16 protein-coding genes are annotated in these 17,466 nt (G+C 71.6%); 11 read left to right on the forward strand and 5 right to left on the reverse strand.

Going from position 1 to position 17,466, the window contains the following annotated elements; genetic code table 11:
• Positions 1 to 7: 7 nt before the first annotated feature.
• The 9 genes from ACIBSW_RS11245 to ACIBSW_RS11285 all read left to right on the forward strand — a co-directional run bounded on the left by ACIBSW_RS11245 (position 8) and on the right by ACIBSW_RS11285 (position 12,119).
• Positions 8 to 1,393, forward strand: a complete 1,386-nt coding sequence (locus ACIBSW_RS11245) for an RNA-guided endonuclease TnpB family protein (RefSeq protein WP_354723160.1) — start codon at positions 8 to 10, stop codon at positions 1,391 to 1,393.
• Positions 1,394 to 1,660: 267 nt separating this feature from the next.
• Complete coding sequence (locus ACIBSW_RS11250) at positions 1,661 to 2,263, forward strand: response regulator transcription factor (RefSeq protein ID WP_354723162.1); 603 nt, start codon at positions 1,661 to 1,663, stop codon at positions 2,261 to 2,263.
• 81 nt (positions 2,264 to 2,344) lie between these two features.
• Entirely contained in the window at positions 2,345 to 3,634 is a 1,290-nt protein-coding gene (locus ACIBSW_RS11255) for an aspartate aminotransferase family protein (RefSeq protein ID WP_354723164.1), read from the forward strand.
• Between the two features lie 26 nt (positions 3,635 to 3,660).
• Complete coding sequence (locus ACIBSW_RS11260) at positions 3,661 to 4,593, forward strand: ornithine carbamoyltransferase (protein ID WP_354723165.1); 933 nt, start codon at positions 3,661 to 3,663, stop codon at positions 4,591 to 4,593.
• On the forward strand, positions 4,566 to 5,822 hold the full coding sequence (locus tag ACIBSW_RS11265; protein WP_354723167.1) for an MFS transporter: 1,257 nt from the start codon (positions 4,566 to 4,568) through the stop codon (positions 5,820 to 5,822). Before ACIBSW_RS11260 ends, ACIBSW_RS11265 begins: the two co-directional genes overlap by 28 nt.
• On the forward strand, positions 5,815 to 8,118 hold the full coding sequence (locus ACIBSW_RS11270; protein ID WP_354723169.1) for a lantibiotic dehydratase: 2,304 nt from the start codon (positions 5,815 to 5,817) through the stop codon (positions 8,116 to 8,118). The genes ACIBSW_RS11265 and ACIBSW_RS11270 overlap by 8 nt, the downstream gene beginning before the upstream one ends.
• Positions 8,118 to 9,620 carry an amino acid adenylation domain-containing protein gene (locus ACIBSW_RS11275; protein ID WP_404799318.1) on the forward strand — a complete coding sequence of 501 codons (1,503 nt, stop codon included), beginning with the start codon at positions 8,118 to 8,120 and terminating at the stop codon, positions 9,618 to 9,620. The genes ACIBSW_RS11270 and ACIBSW_RS11275 overlap by 1 nt, the downstream gene beginning before the upstream one ends.
• Complete coding sequence (locus ACIBSW_RS11280; RefSeq protein ID WP_354723173.1) at positions 9,617 to 9,856, forward strand: phosphopantetheine-binding protein; 240 nt, start codon at positions 9,617 to 9,619, stop codon at positions 9,854 to 9,856. Before ACIBSW_RS11275 ends, ACIBSW_RS11280 begins: the two co-directional genes overlap by 4 nt.
• Position 9,857: 1 nt before the next feature.
• Positions 9,858 to 12,119 (forward strand): lantibiotic dehydratase, encoded by a 2,262-nt coding sequence (locus ACIBSW_RS11285; protein ID WP_354723175.1) that lies wholly within the window; start codon positions 9,858 to 9,860, stop codon positions 12,117 to 12,119.
• Between the two features lie 42 nt (positions 12,120 to 12,161).
• On the opposite strand, the gene ACIBSW_RS11290 is transcribed toward ACIBSW_RS11285, so the two are convergent.
• The 5 genes from ACIBSW_RS11290 to ACIBSW_RS11310 all read right to left on the reverse strand — a co-directional run bounded on the left by ACIBSW_RS11290 (position 12,162) and on the right by ACIBSW_RS11310 (position 16,333).
• Positions 12,162 to 13,145: an NAD(P)-dependent alcohol dehydrogenase gene (locus ACIBSW_RS11290; RefSeq protein ID WP_354723177.1), complete on the reverse strand. Its 984-nt coding sequence runs from the start codon at positions 13,143 to 13,145 to the stop codon at positions 12,162 to 12,164.
• Positions 13,146 to 13,196: 51 nt separating this feature from the next.
• Positions 13,197 to 14,633, reverse strand: a complete 1,437-nt coding sequence (locus ACIBSW_RS11295) for a hypothetical protein (protein ID WP_354723179.1) — start codon at positions 14,631 to 14,633, stop codon at positions 13,197 to 13,199.
• Between the two features lie 63 nt (positions 14,634 to 14,696).
• Positions 14,697 to 14,975: a hypothetical protein gene (locus ACIBSW_RS11300; RefSeq protein WP_354723181.1), complete on the reverse strand. Its 279-nt coding sequence runs from the start codon at positions 14,973 to 14,975 to the stop codon at positions 14,697 to 14,699.
• A 124-nt stretch (positions 14,976 to 15,099) separates the two neighbouring features.
• A complete protein-coding gene (locus ACIBSW_RS11305) occupies positions 15,100 to 15,303 on the reverse strand; it encodes a cold-shock protein (RefSeq protein ID WP_354723183.1) in 204 nt (67 codons plus the stop codon).
• Positions 15,304 to 15,583: 280 nt separating this feature from the next.
• Positions 15,584 to 16,333: a helix-turn-helix domain-containing protein gene (locus ACIBSW_RS11310; RefSeq protein WP_354723185.1), complete on the reverse strand. Its 750-nt coding sequence runs from the start codon at positions 16,331 to 16,333 to the stop codon at positions 15,584 to 15,586.
• 176 nt (positions 16,334 to 16,509) lie between these two features.
• On the opposite strand from ACIBSW_RS11310, the gene ACIBSW_RS11315 reads away from it, so the two are divergent.
• A complete protein-coding gene (locus ACIBSW_RS11315) occupies positions 16,510 to 16,725 on the forward strand; it encodes a hypothetical protein (protein ID WP_354723187.1) in 216 nt (71 codons plus the stop codon).
• 156 nt (positions 16,726 to 16,881) lie between these two features.
• Positions 16,882 to 17,439, forward strand: a complete 558-nt coding sequence (locus ACIBSW_RS11320) for a GNAT family N-acetyltransferase (RefSeq protein WP_354723189.1) — start codon at positions 16,882 to 16,884, stop codon at positions 17,437 to 17,439.
• Positions 17,440 to 17,466: the final 27 nt, after the last annotated feature.

The following is a 17,466-nucleotide window of genomic DNA, read 5'->3' on the forward strand; positions in this document are numbered from 1 at the left end:
TCGTGACGTGTCGTGGAAGCCGGGCAAGGAGAAGGCGCTGGTGTCGCACACCGGTCACCGGCTCGTGCGGCGGACCGCGTTCCGGTTCGCCCTGGACCTGACCGGTGAGCAGGAGGGCCGGTGCCAGCAGTATGCGGGCGCGGCCCGGCTGGCGTTCAACCACCACATCGATCGAGTAAAGGCGAACATCGGCCAGCGTGCGGCAGAACTGTCCTACGGCATGACGGCTGCGGAGCTGACGCCGGCGTTGTCGTGGTCGAAGGTGGCGTTCGTCAACGAGATGAACGCGTGGAAGAACGGCAAAGCCGCGGACAGCCCGGTCAATGACGACACCGACGCACGCGGGCTGCTGTGGCGTGACGCGGTCTCCACCGATGTGTTCGAGTGCGCCAGTGTGGACGCGGCCGAGGCACTCGGGAACTGGAAGTCGTCGAAAATCGGAAAACGTAAAGGCCGCAAGGTCGGCTTTCCGAAGTTCCGCGCCAAGCGCAGGGACAAGCCCCGGTTTCGGCTCCGGTCGAAGAGCAAGCCGGGTGAAACGGCAGCGGTGCGGGTGACCGGGCCGAAGCGGATCCGGTTCTCCAAGCTGGGCGAATTTCGGATCCACGGCTGCACGAAACGGCTGCGTCGCCTGGCCGCCCAGGGCCGGTTCCATGTGCACTCGGTGTCGTTCTCCTACGAGCGCGGTCGGTGGTGGGCGTCAATCGAAGGTGTCGCCGCGGTGTTCAACCGCGCCCGCCGCACAACCCGACCTGTCGCGGGGGTGACCCGGTGGGACAAGCCTGCCGGGATAGACCGGGGAGTGAAGGACCTCGCCGTGATCGCCGACGTCGACGGAGACGTGCTGCACGTCGAAAGCGGGGTGAAATCCCTTGCAGCAGCGCTGACCCGCCTTCGGGCCGCGAACAAGACCTTGGCGAGAACCAAACCCGGGTCCCGCGGCGGGGGAAAAGCCAAGCAGCGCCTCACGAGAATCCACGCCCGGATCGCGCACCTTCGAGAGAACAGCCTGCACCGGCTGTCCTGGTGGCTTACTCATCACCTGTCCATCCTGACCGTTGAGACGCTCAACATCGTCGGCATGACCGGGCTGCGGTCGCTCGCCCGCGGTGTCGCCGATCAGGCGATGGGCACACTCGGCACCCAGATCCGGTACAAAGCCGACTGGTATGGGCTGACCGTCGTCGATGCGGACCGGTGGTTCGCTTCGTCGAGAACCTGTTCCGGGTGTGGCCGGATCAAGCCGGATCTGCGCCTGTCCGACCGTATCTACCGGTGCACGATCACCGACGGCGGTTGCGGCATGGTCCTCGACCGCGACGTCAACGCTGCGATCAACCTGGCCCGCTGGCCAGCCAGCAGAGCACCTCAGCCAACCCTGACTGGGGCGTAGCAAGGAGCGGAGAGCACCCGCATGCAGCGGGGAAGAGCCGATCGCCACCCACATAGCCACGCAGCCAGCGCGGCCCGGGCCCTGGGTCGGAACCGGCAGAAGACCGTTCCCCTAGGCGGGACGGCGGCCGGACGGTCAACAAGCACCCAGGCACATCACGCGCCGGGGTCAAGGACGACCGGTGTGGACCCGAAAGGAACACACGCAGTGAGAAGTTGGGCAGTTCCTACGCCTGTGCCCACCGGCGCCGGGCAGTTGGCTGTCGGCATGGGTGAACCGGTGAGTGTCAGCGTGATAGCGCTGGATCCCGTGCTGGAGGCCGGCACGACCAGCGCGTTGAGTGGCCGTCCCGACGTGCGGGTCGCCGTGCCCGGCGAGGACGCCGCGGTGACCGTCGTGATCGTCGACGACGTGGACGACCAGGTCCTGGACATCGTGCGGGCGACGCGGGCCGGGGCGCACCGGCCCGAGATCGTGGTGGTGGCCACGGACATGACGCCGCCGGAGGCGCTGCACGCGATCGCGTCGGGCGCCCGGGGCCTGCTGCGGCGCCGGGAGGCGAGCGCCGCCCGGCTGACCCGGGCGGTGCTGGCCGCCGCCGGCGGGGACTGCACGGTGCCGCCGGACATGCTGGACGGCCTGCTGGAGGCGGGCGCGGGCGGGCGTCCGCCGGTGGGTGCCAGCCTCAGCGAGCGGGAGCGTGCGGTGCTGCGGATGGTCGCCGACGGCCAGGAGACCGACGACATCGCCCGGACCCTGTCGTACTCGCCGCGGACGGTGACCAGCGTGGTGCACGACATCACGCACCGGTACCGGCTGCGCAACCGGGCGCACGCGGTCGCGTACGCGTTGCGGGCCGGGCTGCTCTGAAGACAGGCGTGCCGGTTCTTCTCTGCCGCGCGCCGCCGACGTTCGTGAGTCTTGGCCAAACCCGTCGAATTGAGGGACCTGATGTCCATCGCATCCGTCACCAGGCACGTCACCAGGGCCGTCGACTTCTCGGTCTTCGAGGACCTGGAGTCCGACGTCCGCGTCTACTGCCGCAAGTTCCCGGTGGTGTTCCACCGGGCGAAGGGCGCCGAACTGTACGCCGAGGACGGTCGGATGTTCATCGACTTCTTCTGCGGCGCCGGCACCCTGAACTACGGCCACAACAACGAGTACATCAAGCGCCGGGTGGCCGAGTACCTCGCCGGCGACGGGCTGATGCACGGCCTGGACATGTACACGGTGGCGAAGCGGGACTTCCTGACCACGTTCGCGGACACGGTGCTGCGGCCGCAGGGGCTGGACTACAAGGCGCAGTTCTGCGGGCCGACGGGCACCGACGCGGTCGAGGCGGCGCTGAAGCTGGCCCGCAAGGTGACCGGGCGCGCCGGGGTCTTCGCGTTCACCGGCGCGTACCACGGCATGTCGCGGGGATCGCTCGGGGTGACCGGCGGGCTGCGGGCCCGCCGCGCCGGCGGGGTGTCGGGGCGGGGCGTCACGTTCATCCCGTACGAGAACGGGCCGCAGGGCCCGTTCGATTCGATCGGCCTGATCGAGCGGCTGATCACCGATCCGTCGTCGGGTGTCGAGCCGCCGGCGGCGGTGATCGTGGAGCCGATGCAGATGGAGGGCGGGATGTACCCGGCCTCCGCGGACTGGCTGCGGCGGCTGCGCGAGGTGACCGAGCGGCACGGCATCCTGCTGATCCTGGACGAGATCCAGGCCGGCTGCGGGCGCACCGGCACGTTCTTCAGCTTCGAGCGGGCCGGGATCACCCCGGACGTGGTCACGGTGTCGAAGGCGATCGGCGGGTACGGGCTGCCGCTGTCGCTGGCGCTGTTCCGGCGCGAGCTGGACGTCTGGGAGCCGGGCGAGCACACCGGCACGTTCCGGGGCAACCAGCTGGCGTTCGTCGCCGCGACCGCGGCCTGCGAGCTGTGGCGCGAGACCCGGTTCCGCACCGACATGGTGGTCGCCACCCGCCGCCTCGAGCGCTTCGGCCGGGAGGTCACCGCCGCACACCCCGGGGTGGCCGTACGCGGGCTCGGCATGGCGATGGGCATCGACCTGGGCGCCGCCGGCGGGGCGGAGCGGGCCGGGCGGGTGCAGCGCCACGCGTTCGAGCACGGCGTGGTGGTGGAGCTGTGCGGCCGCCACGACGAGGTCGTCAAGATCCTTCCCCCGCTGAACATCGACATTCCCCGGCTCGATCGCGGTGCCGGCGTGCTGCTCGACGCGCTGCGGGCGGGCTGACCCCGACTCACCACAGGAGAAGACCGATGCGCCTGCGCCGACACCTCATCTCGATCGACGACCTCGGCGACGAGGACCTGCGCTGGATCGTCCAGCGCGGCACCCGGTACAGCGCCGGAGAAGCCGGGAACGGCACGCCGCTGGACGGCGACGTCGTCGGGGTGCTGTTCCGCAACACCTCCACCCGGACCCGGACCGCCTTCTCCGCGGGCGCGCTGCGCCTGGGCGGGCGGCTGATCACCTACACCCCGGACGATCTGCAGGAGAACACCGGCGAGACGGCCGGGGACACCGCGGCGGTGCTGTCGCGGATGCTGGACCTGCTGGTGGTGCGCAGCGCCAAGGGCGACAGCGAGCTGCGCTCGTACGCGCTCTCCCGGCGGATGGGCGTGATCAACGCGATGAGCGCGTCCGAGCATCCGACCCAGGCGCTGACCGACCTGACCACCATGACCCGGCGCTTCGGCGCGGTGGACGGGCTGCGGGTGCTGTACGCCGGCGAGGGCAACAACACCGCGTCGGCGCTGTGCCTGGCCCTGTCCCGGTACCCGGGCGTCGAACTGCACCTGCGGACCCCGCCGGGGTACGGCGTGGAGCAGCCGTTCCTGGACCGGGCGGCGACGTACGCGAAGGCGCACGGCGCGCGCGTCGAGCAGCGCCACGACATGTCGGCGCTGCCGGAGGTCGACGTGGTCTACACGACACGCTGGCAGACCACCGGGACGGCGAAGCCGACGGCGGACTGGCGTACCCGGTTCGCGCCGTTCCAGGTGGACGCGGCGGTGCTGGAGCGCTGCGGCGGCCCGGTCTTCATGCACGACCTGCCGGCGCACCGCGGCGAGGAGGTCACCGCCGAGGTCCTGGACGGCCCGGCCAGCATCGCGTTCGATCAGGCGGAGAACAAGTACCACAGCGCGCGGGCCGTGCTGGAGTGGTGCTCCGGGGCCGGCACCTCGTGAACCACGGCCGGCGGTCGCGGGCCGCCATGTATGTCGCCGGCGGCGTCTCGTCGTTCGGCACCCAGATGACCATGCTGGCGCTGCCCTGGCTGGTGCTGGAGACCACCGGGTCGGCGGCGAAGACCGGCCTGGTGTTCGCCGTGCAGGTGCTGCCGCTGGCGTTGCTGGGCCTCGCGGGCGGAAACGTGCTGCAGCGGCTCGGCGCGCGGCGGACCATGCTGGCCGGCGACGCGGCCCGGGCCCCGCTGGTGGCGCTGGTGCCGGTGCTGCACGCGTCCGGCGGCCTGAGCCTGTGGATGCTGCTGACCCTGGTGGCGCTGATCGGGCTGGCCGGGGTGCCGTACGCGGCGGCGCAGCGGGTGCTGGCGCTGGAGCTGATCGGCGCCGACCCGCGGGGCCTGACCCGGGCGTACGGGGTGCTGGACGGCATCTACAACGCCGCCGCGTTCGGCGGCCCCGCGGTGGCGGGCGCGCTGATCGCGGTGATCGGGCCGTCGAACGTGCTGTGGCTGGACGCGGCCTCCTACCTGGTGTCGTTCGTGGTGCTGCTGACGATGGTGCCCCGCACGGCGGGCCGGTCGGCGGTGCCGGAGGCGGCCCGCGGTTCCTGGGCCGGGCTGCGGTACCTGCGCGAGGACCGGTTCCTCGGGCAGGCGGTCATCTCGACGGTGCTGTTCGGCTTCGTGCTGCGGGTGCTGGCGATCACGCTGCCGCTGCTGGCGTTCACCCGGTTCGGGCAGGACGCCCGGGCCGGCGGGCTGCTGGTGGCCGGCTCCGGCGCCGGCGCGTTGCTGGGTTCGCTGCTGACGTACCTGATAGCCAGCCGGGTCGCGCCCGCCCGCCTGGCCCGGATCGCGATGGTGATGATCGCGCTGCCGCTGTGGTTGCTGCTGCTGCCGGCGCCGCCGGCGGCCCTGGTCGCGGCCGTCGCCGTCTCGGCGGCGGCGGTCACCGTGTCGAACGCGCCCTACGCCGCGATCGTCGGCATGCGGGTGCCGTCGGACCTGCTGCCGTCGGTGATCCAGACGGTGATCACGGTCGGCGCCGTCGCCGGCCCGCTCGGCCTGCTCTTCGCCGGTGTGCTGACCGAGCGGGCCGGCATCGGGGCCAGCCTGTTCGTCGTGGCGGCGATCGCCACCCTGGCCACGGTCAATGTCCTGCTCGCGCTGGCCCGGATGGACCGCGACAGCGCCGCACCCGCCCCCGAAAGGACGCTGGGACATGTCTGACAAGGTGCTGCTGGCCGGTGGCTGGCGGCTGTGGAACCAGTTCGCGCTGCGCGGGCCCGGCTTCCCGGCCGCCGGGGTGCTGCGGCTCGCCCCCGCCGGGCTCGGCCTGGCCGCGGACAAGTTCCGCGAAGGCCCGGTGCCGGGCCCGGAATGGGATTCGTTCGAGGAGTTCTTCGGTACGGCGGCGGTCGGCACGGCCGGGGTGCTGCAGGAGATCGCGGCGGCGCCGGCGTTCCAGGCGGCGGTCACCTGGCAGAACCGGGCCGTGATCGGTTCCGGGATCCGCTCGTTCCTGGCGTGGCGGCCGTCGGTCGCCGGGCGCACGAGCATGCCCCGCCAGCGTGAGGAGCTGGTCGCGCACTACTGGCAGCGGTTCTGCGTGAAGAACGACACGATCGGCTTCTTCGGGCCGGTCGGCTGGGGGCGGATCGACCCCGCGCTGGCCGGCGTCGAGGTCGACGCCGGCGACCGGCTGATCGCCGAGTCGCAGGTCTACTTCTCCAGCTGGGCGATCGACAGCCTCGCGAAGATCATCGAGGCGGACCCCGGGGTACGCCGATGGCTTTCGCCGCGGCGGGTCTCCTTCGCCCGCGTCACCGAGGCCGCGGTCACGCTCGCCGGGTGCCCGCCGCAGCCGATCACGCGGGAGACGCACGCGATCCTCTCGGTGTGTGACGGCACCCGGGACCCGGCCGCGATCGCCGCCGCGACGGGCGTGGCGCTGCCGCGCGTGCTGGACGCGCTGCGGGAGATGGCCGGGCGGCGCTGGATCGTCTGGCGGCTCGAGATCGCCGCGAGCGCGCACCCCGACCGGCAGCTGCGGGCCGCGCTGGAGCGCATCGCGGACCCGGCGGTCCGCGCGGACGCCCTGGACCGGCTCGCGGTCCTCGAACGCGGACGCGAACGGGTACGGGCCGCGGGGCAGGACCCGGACGCGCTGCTGGCCGCGATCGACGCGATGGAGGCGTCGTTCGTCGAGCTGACCCGGTCCGCCGCCCAGCGGGCGAAGGGCTCGCGGACCGCGCCGTGCCGGGCACTGACCTACTCCGACACCCGGCGGGCCGCGACCGTGCGGGTCGGCCGGGCCGTCCTGGACGAGCTGACCCCGCTGTCGTTCTGCATGGTCGCCGCCCGGTGGCTGGTGAACCGCTTCGCCGAGGTCGCCGAGCTGCGCATCCGCGCGATGTACGAGCTGGTGCGCGAGCGGCAGGGCGAGGTGGACCTGGCGTCGCTGTGGATGCGGTGCATGCCGAACCCGTACCCGGGAGCCGCCGAGGACGCCGAGCGGATCCGGGTCGAGCTGCAGCGGCGCTGGGCGGCGATCGTGAACGCACCGCCCGGCGCCCGGCACGTCCGGCTGCGCGCGGCCGACATCGCCGACCAGGTACGGGACGCGTTCGAGGAGCCGGGCCACGGCTGGAGCCTCGCGAAATACCTCAGCCCGGACGTGTTCGTGCTCGCCGACGACGCGGCCGACGTCGCGCGCGGCGACTTCGAGCTGGTGCTCGGCGAGATGCACGTCGCCACGAACACGCTCACCCAGTCGCTGTTCGTGATGCAGCACCCCGACGCCGGCGAGCTGCTGGCCGAGACCGACGCCGACTTCCCCGGGCCGCGGCTGATGCCGATGCTGCCCAAGGAGTCCAAGCTGCTGCGCTGGTCGACCCGCAGCCGGCCGGCGCTGACCCGCCCGCGGGACTACCACGTCGCGCTGGTGGACTACAGCGGCGATCCGCACCGCCCGCGTACCGTGCCGGGCGCCGACGTCCGGGTGGAGGAGCGCGACGGCGAGCTCGTCGCGGTGCTGCCCGACGGCGCCGTGTTCAGCCTGCTGGACGTCTTCGGGCACGCGCTGACCAACCAGGTGATGAACCGGTTCGCGCCGCAGCCGGACGGCGACCACACGCCGCGGGTGACCGTCGACAAGATGGTGCTGGCCCGCGAGACGTGGCGTTTCACCGCCGACGAACTGGCCTTCGCCGCGGAGAAGTCCGAGGCGCGGCGCTTCGTCCTGGCCCGCCGGTGGCGCGACGCGCGGGAGATGCCGCGCTTCGTGTTCGTCGTCTCCCCCACCGAGCCGAGGCCGTTCTACGTCGACTTCGACAGCCCGGTCTACGTGAACATCCTCGCCAAGGCCGTCCGCCGCCTGGCCAAGTCCGAGCCCGGCGCACGGCTGACCGTCAGCGAGATGCTGCCGACGCCGGAACAGGCCTGGCTGACCGACGACCGAGGCGCCCGGTACTGCTCGGAGCTGCGGTTCGTCGCCGTCGACCAGACACACGGGGTGCAGAAGTGATCACCACCTTCCTGTCCGGACTGCCGGACGACGACACCACCGCGATCGTGACCCCCGCCGGGAACATCAGCTACCGCGAGCTGCGCGGCCGGGTCGACCCGCTGGCCTGGGCGCTGGCCGGGCGGGGAATCGGCCCGGAACGGGTCTGCGTCGTCGCCCTGGAACGCGGCGCGGATCGGATCGTGGCGATCGCGGCGGTCCTGCGCGCCGGGGCGGCCTTCCTGATCGTCGACGTCGACCTGCCGGACCAGCGGATCGAGGCGCTGGCCCGCGGCGGCCACGCGCTGATCACCAGCGCCGCGCTGGCGCCGCGGTTCGCCGCGCTGGGCCTGCCCGGCCCGGCCGTGCTGGTCGACGAGACCGGCCCGCGGGTCCCGCTGCCGGCGGGCGTCGAGCCACGCTCGCTGGCATACGTGAGCCACACCTCCGGGTCGACGGGCACCCCGAACGCGGTGCTGATCGAGCACCGGTGGATGCACCCGTACCTGCGCTCGATCGTCCGGGACTACCGGCTCGGGCCGGACACCGTCGCGATCCAGCTCGCGCCGCCGGGCTTCGACGCAGGCCTGCGGGACACCTTCGCGCCGCTGCTCGCCGGCGGGCGCCTGGTAGTGCTGCCGCGGGCCACGCTGCTGCGCCCGGCCGAGCTCTTCGCCGCCCTCGCCGAGTACGAGGTCGACACGATGCTCAGCGTGACGCCGTCGTTCCTGAGCTTCCTGGCCGGCCAGCCCGGCGCCGAGGCCGCGCTGCGCGGGCTGCGGCTGGTCGCGACGACCGGCGAGTCGATGCGCCCGTTCCTCGCCTCCGGCGGCCGCCGGCTGGTACCCGGCCGGCTGGTGAACCAGTACGGGCCGACCGAGAGCACGATGACCGCCACCCGGTTCGACGTGCCCGCGCGGCCGGACACCACTGTGGACCTGATCGGCAAGCCGATCGACGGTGTCTCGGTCCGGCTCCTCGACGGCGACCTGCGACGGGTTCCGGCGGGCAGCCCCGGCGAGGTCTGCATCGCCGGGCCGGGAGTCGGCCGCGGCTACGCGGGCCGGCCCGCGCTGACCGCCGAGCGCTTCGTACCCGACCCGTACGGCCTGCCCGGATCCCGGCTGTACCGCACCGGCGACCTGGCCCGCCGGCTGCCCAGCGGCGAGCTGGCCTACCTGGGCCGCGGCGACCGCCAGATCAAGATCCGCGGGTACCGGATCGACCCGGCCGAGATCGAGGGCGCGCTGCTGTCCCACCCGGCCGTGACCGGCGCCGCGATCACCACCGACACCGACGCGCAGGCCCGCACGCATCTGGTCGCGCACCTCACCGGCGACCTCGCCACGGTCGCGGACGCCGTCCTGCGCGCGCATCTCGCCCGGACGCTGCCGCCACACATGATGCCGCGCCGGTTCGCCCGGCTCAGCCGCTTCCCGACCACCCGCACCGGCAAGGTCGACCGCCTCGCTCTCGCCACCGCCCCGGCACCGCGCCGGGCCACCGAAGGGATCAACCGATGACCGACCTGACCATGCTGATCACCAAGATCTACCGCGAGACCCTGTCGGACGACACCCTCGAGGCCGACAGCGACTTCTTCGAGGCGGGCGGGGACTCGCTGGCCGCGTTCCAGGTCACCGCCCGGCTGCAGGAGGAGATCGGCGCGGACCTGCCGGTGGCGCTGGTGTTCTCGTACCCGTCGCCGGAGGACCTGGCCGGCGTCGTGGACGCCGACCTGGCCGAGCGGGTCGTCTGACATGGCGGGAGTCGGCGACGCCCGCCGGTGGCGGTGGTGGGACCAGTTCGCCCTGCGCGGGCCGGGATTCCCGGCCGACGGCGTACTGCGGCTGGTGCCGCAGGAGCTGGTCGCGGCCGCGGACCGGCTCGGGCCGGAACCCTCGGCGGCGCAGTGGGCGGAGTTCCACGAGGCGTACGACGCGGCCGCGGTCAAGAACGCGCGCCGGCTGCAGGAGATCGCCGGAACGCACGCGTTCCAGGAGGCGGTCGGCTGGCAGAACCGGGCGGTGCTCGGGCGCGCCGTCCGGCCGTTCCTGCGCTGGGTACCGGAGTCCGGCCGGACCAGCCAGGCCCGCCAGCGCGAGGAGCTGATCACGCACTACTGGCAGCGGTTCTGCGTCAAGAACGACACCATCGGCTTCTTCGGCCCGGTCGGCTGGGGCCGGCGCGACCCGGCGATCACCGGCCTGGCGGTGACGCCCGGCAACGGCCTCGTGGCCGCCACCAACGTCTACTTCGCCAGCTGGGCGATCGACGCCCTGGCCCGCGGCCTCGGCGCCGACCCGACCCTGGCCGGCTGGGTCGCACCGCGGCGGGTCCCGTTCGTACACCTCACCGCGACCGGCGCGGCGCTGCCCGGCCGCCCCGCGCAGGAGCTGACGCCGGAGCTGCTGCGGGTGCTGCGCCTCTGCGACGGCATCCGAGCGGCGAACGCGATCGGCGCGGAGCTCGGCGCGGACGTCGGCACGGAGCTGGCCGAGCTGGTCCGCCGCCGCCTGGTGCTGTGGCGCCTCGACCTGCCGGCGGACGCGTACCCGGAACGGCACCTGCGGTCCTGGCTCGAGGGCGTCGGCGACCCGGCCGCCCGGCGGCTCGGCCTCGACCGGCTCGACGTGCTGGAGCGCGGCCGGGACCGGGTCCGCGCGGCCGCCGGTCCCGACGAGCTGTCCGCCGCGCTCGAGGCGCTCGAGGCGGACTTCGTGACCATCACCGAGACCGCCGCCGCCCGGGAGAAGGGCGCGTCGACCGCGCCCGGCCGGGGCCTGGTCTACGCCGACTGCCGGCGGGCCGCGACGGTACGCCTCGGCGACGACGTGCTGGCCGCCCTCGAGCCGTTCGACGCGCTGCTGACCAGCGCGACCTGGCTGACCTCGCAGCTGGCCGGCAAGGTCCGGCGCCGGGTCCGGGAGGTCTTCGACGAGCTGGGGCCGGTCGACCTGGCCGCGTTCTGGTTCGCCTGCATGCCGATCCTGCACCGCGACGCCCCGGCGGACGCCGCCGAACTGCAGCGGGAGTTCTGGGCACGCTGGGAACGGGTGCTGGACCTGCCCGAGGACGCGCGGCAGGTCCGGCTGTCGCTCGCGGACATCGCCGGCCGGGTCCGGGACGCGTTCCCCGCGCCCGGCGGCGGCTGGCCGACGGCCCGCTACCTCAGCCCCGACGTCATGATCGCCGCGGCGGGCGAGGACGCGGTCCGGCGCGGCGAGTTCGAGCTGGTCCTCGGCGAGCTGCACATCGCCATCAACACCCTGGGCGCCTCGCTCTACCTCAACCAGCACCCGCGGCCGGACGACATGCTCGACCTGACCGGCCGGGACCACCCCCGCCCACGGCTCATGCCGCTGATCCCCAAGGAGAACCGGTCGCGGCTCTCCACCCGGATCCGCTACAGCCTGGTACGGCCGGAGGACTACTACGTGGCGCTGACCGAGTCCACCGCCGACCCGCGGCGCCCGCGCACCGTCAACAGCGCGGACGTGGTCGTACGGGCCCGTGGCGACGAGCTGCTCGCGGTACTGCCGGACGGCGCCGAGTTCGACGTCATCGACGTGTTCTCGCACGTGCTGACCACGCTGGTGATGGACCGCTGGCGGATCCTGCCCGAGCACGACCACACACCCCGGGTGACCGTGGACCGGCTGGTCATCTCGCGGGAGACGTGGCGGTTCCCGGGCGCGGTGCTGTCCTTCGCCGACGAGAAGACCGAGGCGCGGCGCTACCTGCGGGCCCGGCGGTTCCGGGCTTCGCACGAGCTGCCCCGGTTCGTGTTCGTGGTCTCGCCGACCGAACCGCGGCCGCTGTTCGTCGACTTCGACAGCCCGGCCTCGGTGAACCTGTTCGCCAAGGCGGTACGGCGCCTGGCCCGCAAGGACCCGGCGGCCCGGCTGACCGTCTCGGAGATGCTGCCCACCCCGGAACAGACCTGGCTCGTCGACGACCAGGGCAACCGGTACACCTCGGAGCTGCGCTTCGTCGCGTACGACACCGCCGGCCTCGACTGAGCCGGCCGGCCGAGCGGCCAGTCCCCTACCTGGGGCTGGCCGCTAGCCCGGCTCGCCGACGATGATCACGACCGCGCCGAGCCGCTGCTCGGTCTCGACCCGGCGGTGGGCGGCGGCCACCTGTGACATCGGGTAGGTCCGGTCGACGATCGACCGGATCTCCCGGGCTTCGATCATCTCGGTGAGCGTCGCCAGTTCCTGTTTCGTCTCGGCGGCGAAGGCCACGATGACGGTCTTGTCGGTGAGCCGGGTGGTCAGCACCGAGCGGACCAGCACCGACAGACGCGGGTTCCCGTTGAGATAGCGCCCGCCCGGTCGCAGCATGCCGACCAGAAGGCGGTACGGGCTCCCGGGGACCATGTCGAGGATGACGTCGAACGTGCGGCCGGTGGTCGTGACATCGTCGACGGTGTAGTCGATGAAGTCGTCCGCCCCGAGGCGCCGGACGAGCTCCTCCTTGGTCGCATGGTCGACCGCGGTGACCCGCCCGCCCATCGAGCGGGCGACCTGGACGGCATGAGCGCCGATGCTGCCGCCGGCCCCGTTGATCAGCACCCGCTCCCCGGGCCTGATGCTCGCGCGCCGCATGAAGTGCAGGGCGTTGAGCCCGCCGAGCGGGACGGCGGCGGCCTCGGCGAATGTCATGTTCCGTGGCTTCGGCGCGATGGTGGCGTCCTCGCCGAGGACGAGATACTCGCCGTAGGCGCCCAGCCTCAGGCCGGCGGAACCGTACACCTGATCGCCCGGGGCGAAGGAGGTGACCCGCTCGCCCACCGACACGACCTCACCGGCGAAGTAGCCGCCCAGGACGCGGCGCCGCGGCCGCCGGATGCCGACCGCGATCCGCAGCGGCAACCAGAACCACCTCACGGCGTACCGGAAGCTCCTGAGCTCGCAGTCGGACTTGGTCGCCTCGGCCGCCCGCACCTTGATCAGGACCTGCCGGTCGCCCGCGACCGGCGCCGGCACCTCCGCCAGACGCAGGACGTCCGGCCCGCCATAGCGGTCGTAGACGATGGCTTTCACGAAGTCATCGGATCTGCCGCCGGCCGCGCTGTCAACCGGCGCGGAGCACCTTCAGTCCCGGTGTTGCATCGGGCGCACGTCGGACGGCGCCCCCGGCAGCCCGCCCGGCGTGGCGCGGTAGTCCGGTACCCCCACGCAGGTGAAGATCATGGCGTCCAGCGGCGCTCCGAGAAGTGCCGGGATCTCGCTGTCAAGGAAGGTCATTCCGGTCGCGCTCGCACCCATCGCGTACGCCAGTAGGTGCATTCGCCCCTCGACCAGCCCGGCAGCCAGCTGCGCAGCCCGGTACCCGCGGTCATCCAGGCTCGCCACCTCAGCCGCGGTGATCACCACAAAGGCCGCGTCCCGGCTCAGCCCTTGCGCCAGGCTCACCCGGTAGAGCTCCTCGCGCTGATTGCCCGCATGAACCGCCGTACCGAGATCAGGCCACCGGTACACGCCCGGCGTCACGCCGTCGACGTCGTGCACCGCCACGAACTGCGGCAGGTCGATTCCCCGTACGGCCACCCGCAGGCCGGTGGTGAGCACGTTCTTCGGTACCCCGCGGGTCGGGTCCATCCGCCGTTGCGAGCCGCGGGTGAGCACAACCGCCTCGACCGGCTCGGCCCTGGTCTCCGGCACGTCGGCCGGGGCGCCCTCGGCCCACGGCGCACCCAGCACGGTCCTGTCACCGGCCCGCTGCGCCGCCGTTGCCAGCGGGAACTCCACCGGATCCGCGTCGACCTCGCCGGCGACCGCGGGCCCGGTCGGCGTCAACGCGGGCTGCTGCGAGCCCAGTCCGACCACGGCGACCGGCCATTCGTGTACGCCGTCCGCGCCGACCAGCTCGGTGACCACCCGGTCGGGGAACGTGGTGTAGAGCCGCGCCGGGATCCCCGCGGACTGGGCCAGGGCGAGGGTTTGGGCCAGCATGGTGCCCGCGTCCCAGTAGATGTGCCGGTAGCCGCGCTCGCGATACCGCCAGCCGGTCCGCCACGGGACGCCGGTGACCACGATCGCCGCGCCGCCGCCGCTCGGTGCGGGCGCCACCCGCACCAGGGCGTGACCGGCAGGGTCGTACCAGTGCACGCCGGCCGGCAGCCCTCGATGATCCTCCGGGATGAGCACGTAGAGCTCGAGCGGGAAGCGGCCGCCGGCCGAGCCGGCCGCGCGGAACAGGTGAGTGATCCCATTGCTGCGCGTGGACGTGCGCACGACGCCCGCGGACAGGTACAGCAGCCGGGCGAGGTGCGGCAGATCGAGGTCGCCGGCGGCGATCTTCGCGGTGCCGGCCAGCACATCGATGGTCGACGCCTCAGTGGACGGCAGGCCACGGGGCAGCTCGACGCGCGACAGTTCCCCGGCGTATCGCTTGTAGAACAACGGGAATCTGTCGAAGTCGTTGGGTTTGAGGTCGAGGACAAGACGCGGGTCGGGGATGACGTCGTCCCACTCCCGTCCCGGCTCGTAGGAAGTCAGCCTGTGCAGGATCTGGGTTGCGGTCTCCACTGAGCCAACAGTAGATGTGTCACACGTCAAATCGCCTTCCGGGCTGTCATCTCGGCATGACACTCAGAAGGGTGCGGGTCCGCGGCCTGCCAATGACATCAGTAGCTGCGTGGCGAGTAGCTTGCGCATGCCGGTGACGGTGACCGCCCCTACCCGATCGTAGGGCAGTTCCAGGTCGAGCTCGACGGCGTTGCGCAGTTCCGTAGTGATCTCGTCCGGACGGAACGTGCCACCCCAGCCGTTCAGTCCTCCGCGGTGGTTGGTACTGAGGGAGGCCATGCCGGAAATGTATGCGCCGTCCACCAGTATCAGCCTCGCCGGGCCGGAGTAGGTCGTCGCCATAGTCATGTCCTTCGGGGTGTGCGCCGTGTACCCGCGGTTGCGGCTGTCGGACCGTCATCCAAGCGCGTGAAACGCCGATCGGCGGCCCGCTGAACCAGTCGGGCCGCCGATCGCAAAGCGTGGGTCAGAGCGGGCGGATGTTCTCCGCCTGCGGGCCCTTCTGGCCCTGGGTGACGTCGAACTCCACCTTCTGGTTCTCGTCGAGGCTGCGGTAGCCACTCGTCGCGATCGCGGAGAAGTGGGCGAAGACGTCAGCGCCGCCGTCGTCCGGGGTGATGAAGCCGAAGCCCTTGTCGGCGTTGAACCACTTCACGGTACCTGTAGTCATGTCTGCTCCTTCGCAGGCTGCTCGAGACCGCACGACGCGGACTCTTGCGCTGCCGCGTTGATAACCCGCGTCGAAAACGACACGAAAAACGAAAAGCGCCTGTATGGGCTCAGATACCCCATCAGGCGCCGGAAAACGTCTACGGAAATCAAAACTGCAACTCGGCAAATATAGCACACAGTCCGCCGCCGACCCGACGGCTGGACGTGACGCAGGGTATCTGACCTCCACGTTACGCTCCTGGACGGCATGCTGACGCGGGTTCACGATTAGCCGCAGCTCATGACTGGCGAGAGCCGATCGGCCGGCTGTACTTCTCCATCGTCGCCTTGCCGGTGCCGGCCTCCTGGAACGCCAGGGTCCACGGGCCGGTGTTCGTCTCGCCGTCCTTACCGAACCCGACCCACTTGCCGGTCATCCGCAGGCCGGTGGCGTCGGCCTGCAACTGGACGGCCCCGTGGTACCGCGCACCCCGGTAATAGCCCTCGGCGTCGGTGGTCTCCGACCAGGTACCGGTGACCACGACGCCCTCGACGGTCAGGTCCATGGTCAGCAGCGAGCTCGCCGAGCCGGGGATGCTGCGCGCGGTGAGTCCGTCCTCGTGCTGCAGGAGAACGACGTGGTGGTAGGCGGGGAAGTACTGCTCACGGCTGCTGGAGTAGTACTGGTACTCGCTGAGCCAGATCCCGGTGTAGTTGCCGGTCGGGCGGTGCTGTCCGGCCGGGGCCGCGAGCAGGCCGTCCACCCGGACCTCGAGGTCGTGTCCGCCGCGGCCGTCCTCGACGACCATGGTCCCGGCACCGGCCGGGAATCCGAGCGACGCCATCGGCAGGCGGGTGACGACCTCGAGAGCGCGGGCGCTGGCGGGGCGCGGGGTGGCGATCTCCCCGCTCTCGTAACGCTGGACGGTGCGCTTGGTGGTGCTGGGGGCGCCGGCCTGACGCATCCGCTCGGCCAGCTCGTCCTGGCTGAGCCGCAGCGACAGGCGGACCGCCCGCAGCGCGGTGTTGGGCCGGAGCTCGTTCTGCATGACGCCGAACCTACTCCGTGCGTCGCCGCAATGTCGCCTCAAATGTCGCCTGAACGTCGCCCTGCACGTCGTCGCGGGAAGCCACGTCACGACGACATTCTGTGCCTAGCCTCCGGGCGCGCAGTGGACCTACGAACCCTGGGCGTCCGGCAAGGACCCAAGCGCAGGGGGACGTTATGCAGGTAAAGCACCTCGCCCACCGGCCCACCTGGGACTGCGCGTCCTGCGGCATGCCGTGGCCCTGCGATCCCGCCCGCGAGCGCCTGGCCGCCGAACTCGGTCTGGTACAGCTCGCGATGTACATGTGGGCCAACCTCGAGGAGGCGGCCGGCGACCTGCCGGACCTGCCGACCACCGAGGCTTTCGACCGATTCCTCGCCTGGACCAGGTGACTGCGACGCGGCCTTCTCGGCGTTGAACTCGAACCCGCCTGAAGCTGGCCGGGACCGAGGCCGAGGTGGCAGATTGCGAGGTGGAACCTCGACGCATTTGGATCGATACCACGCTAGACATTGCACATTCGATCCAACCCGACGAGAAAGGCGACCATGGCCTCACCTGTAGAACTAAGCGTTTCGACCCTGCAATCTCCCGACCTGGACAAGCAACGCAAGGTGTTGCTTGACGTTTATGAAGAGGTCTACCGCGAGAGGCTTGGAGACCCGTTTTTTTCAACATCGAGGTATTGGGACAGGCTCCAAGGCTATGCATCCCGACAGGGCTTCGCCATCTCGATCGGCGAGGTAGGAACGACTCCCATCGGCTACGCACTCGGCTACACGCTCCCCGCCGGAAGTGGGTGGTGGCGCGGGCTCAAGTCGAACGCCAGCGAGGACGAAGTGCGCGAGGACGGGCACCGAACGTTTGCGATGACGGAAATCATGGTACGCGAGTCTTGGCGACGTCGCGGCTTCGCACGTCGACTGCATGACGAGTTATTGGCGAATCGGAAGGAGGAACGAGCGACTCTCCTGGTTCTACCGGACAACATTCCAGCAACGACGGCATATGCATCCTGGGGATGGCGGAAATTGGGCGGACTGAAGCCCTTTGACGACTCCCCGACCTACGATGCAATGGTTGTGTCACTACCAATCGTGCCGTAATACCGTCATGGAGGGCCGGGGCGGGAA

Source organism: Actinoplanes sp. NPDC049668 (genome assembly GCF_044465445.1).
Classification (GTDB): domain Bacteria; phylum Actinomycetota; class Actinomycetes; order Mycobacteriales; family Micromonosporaceae; genus Actinoplanes.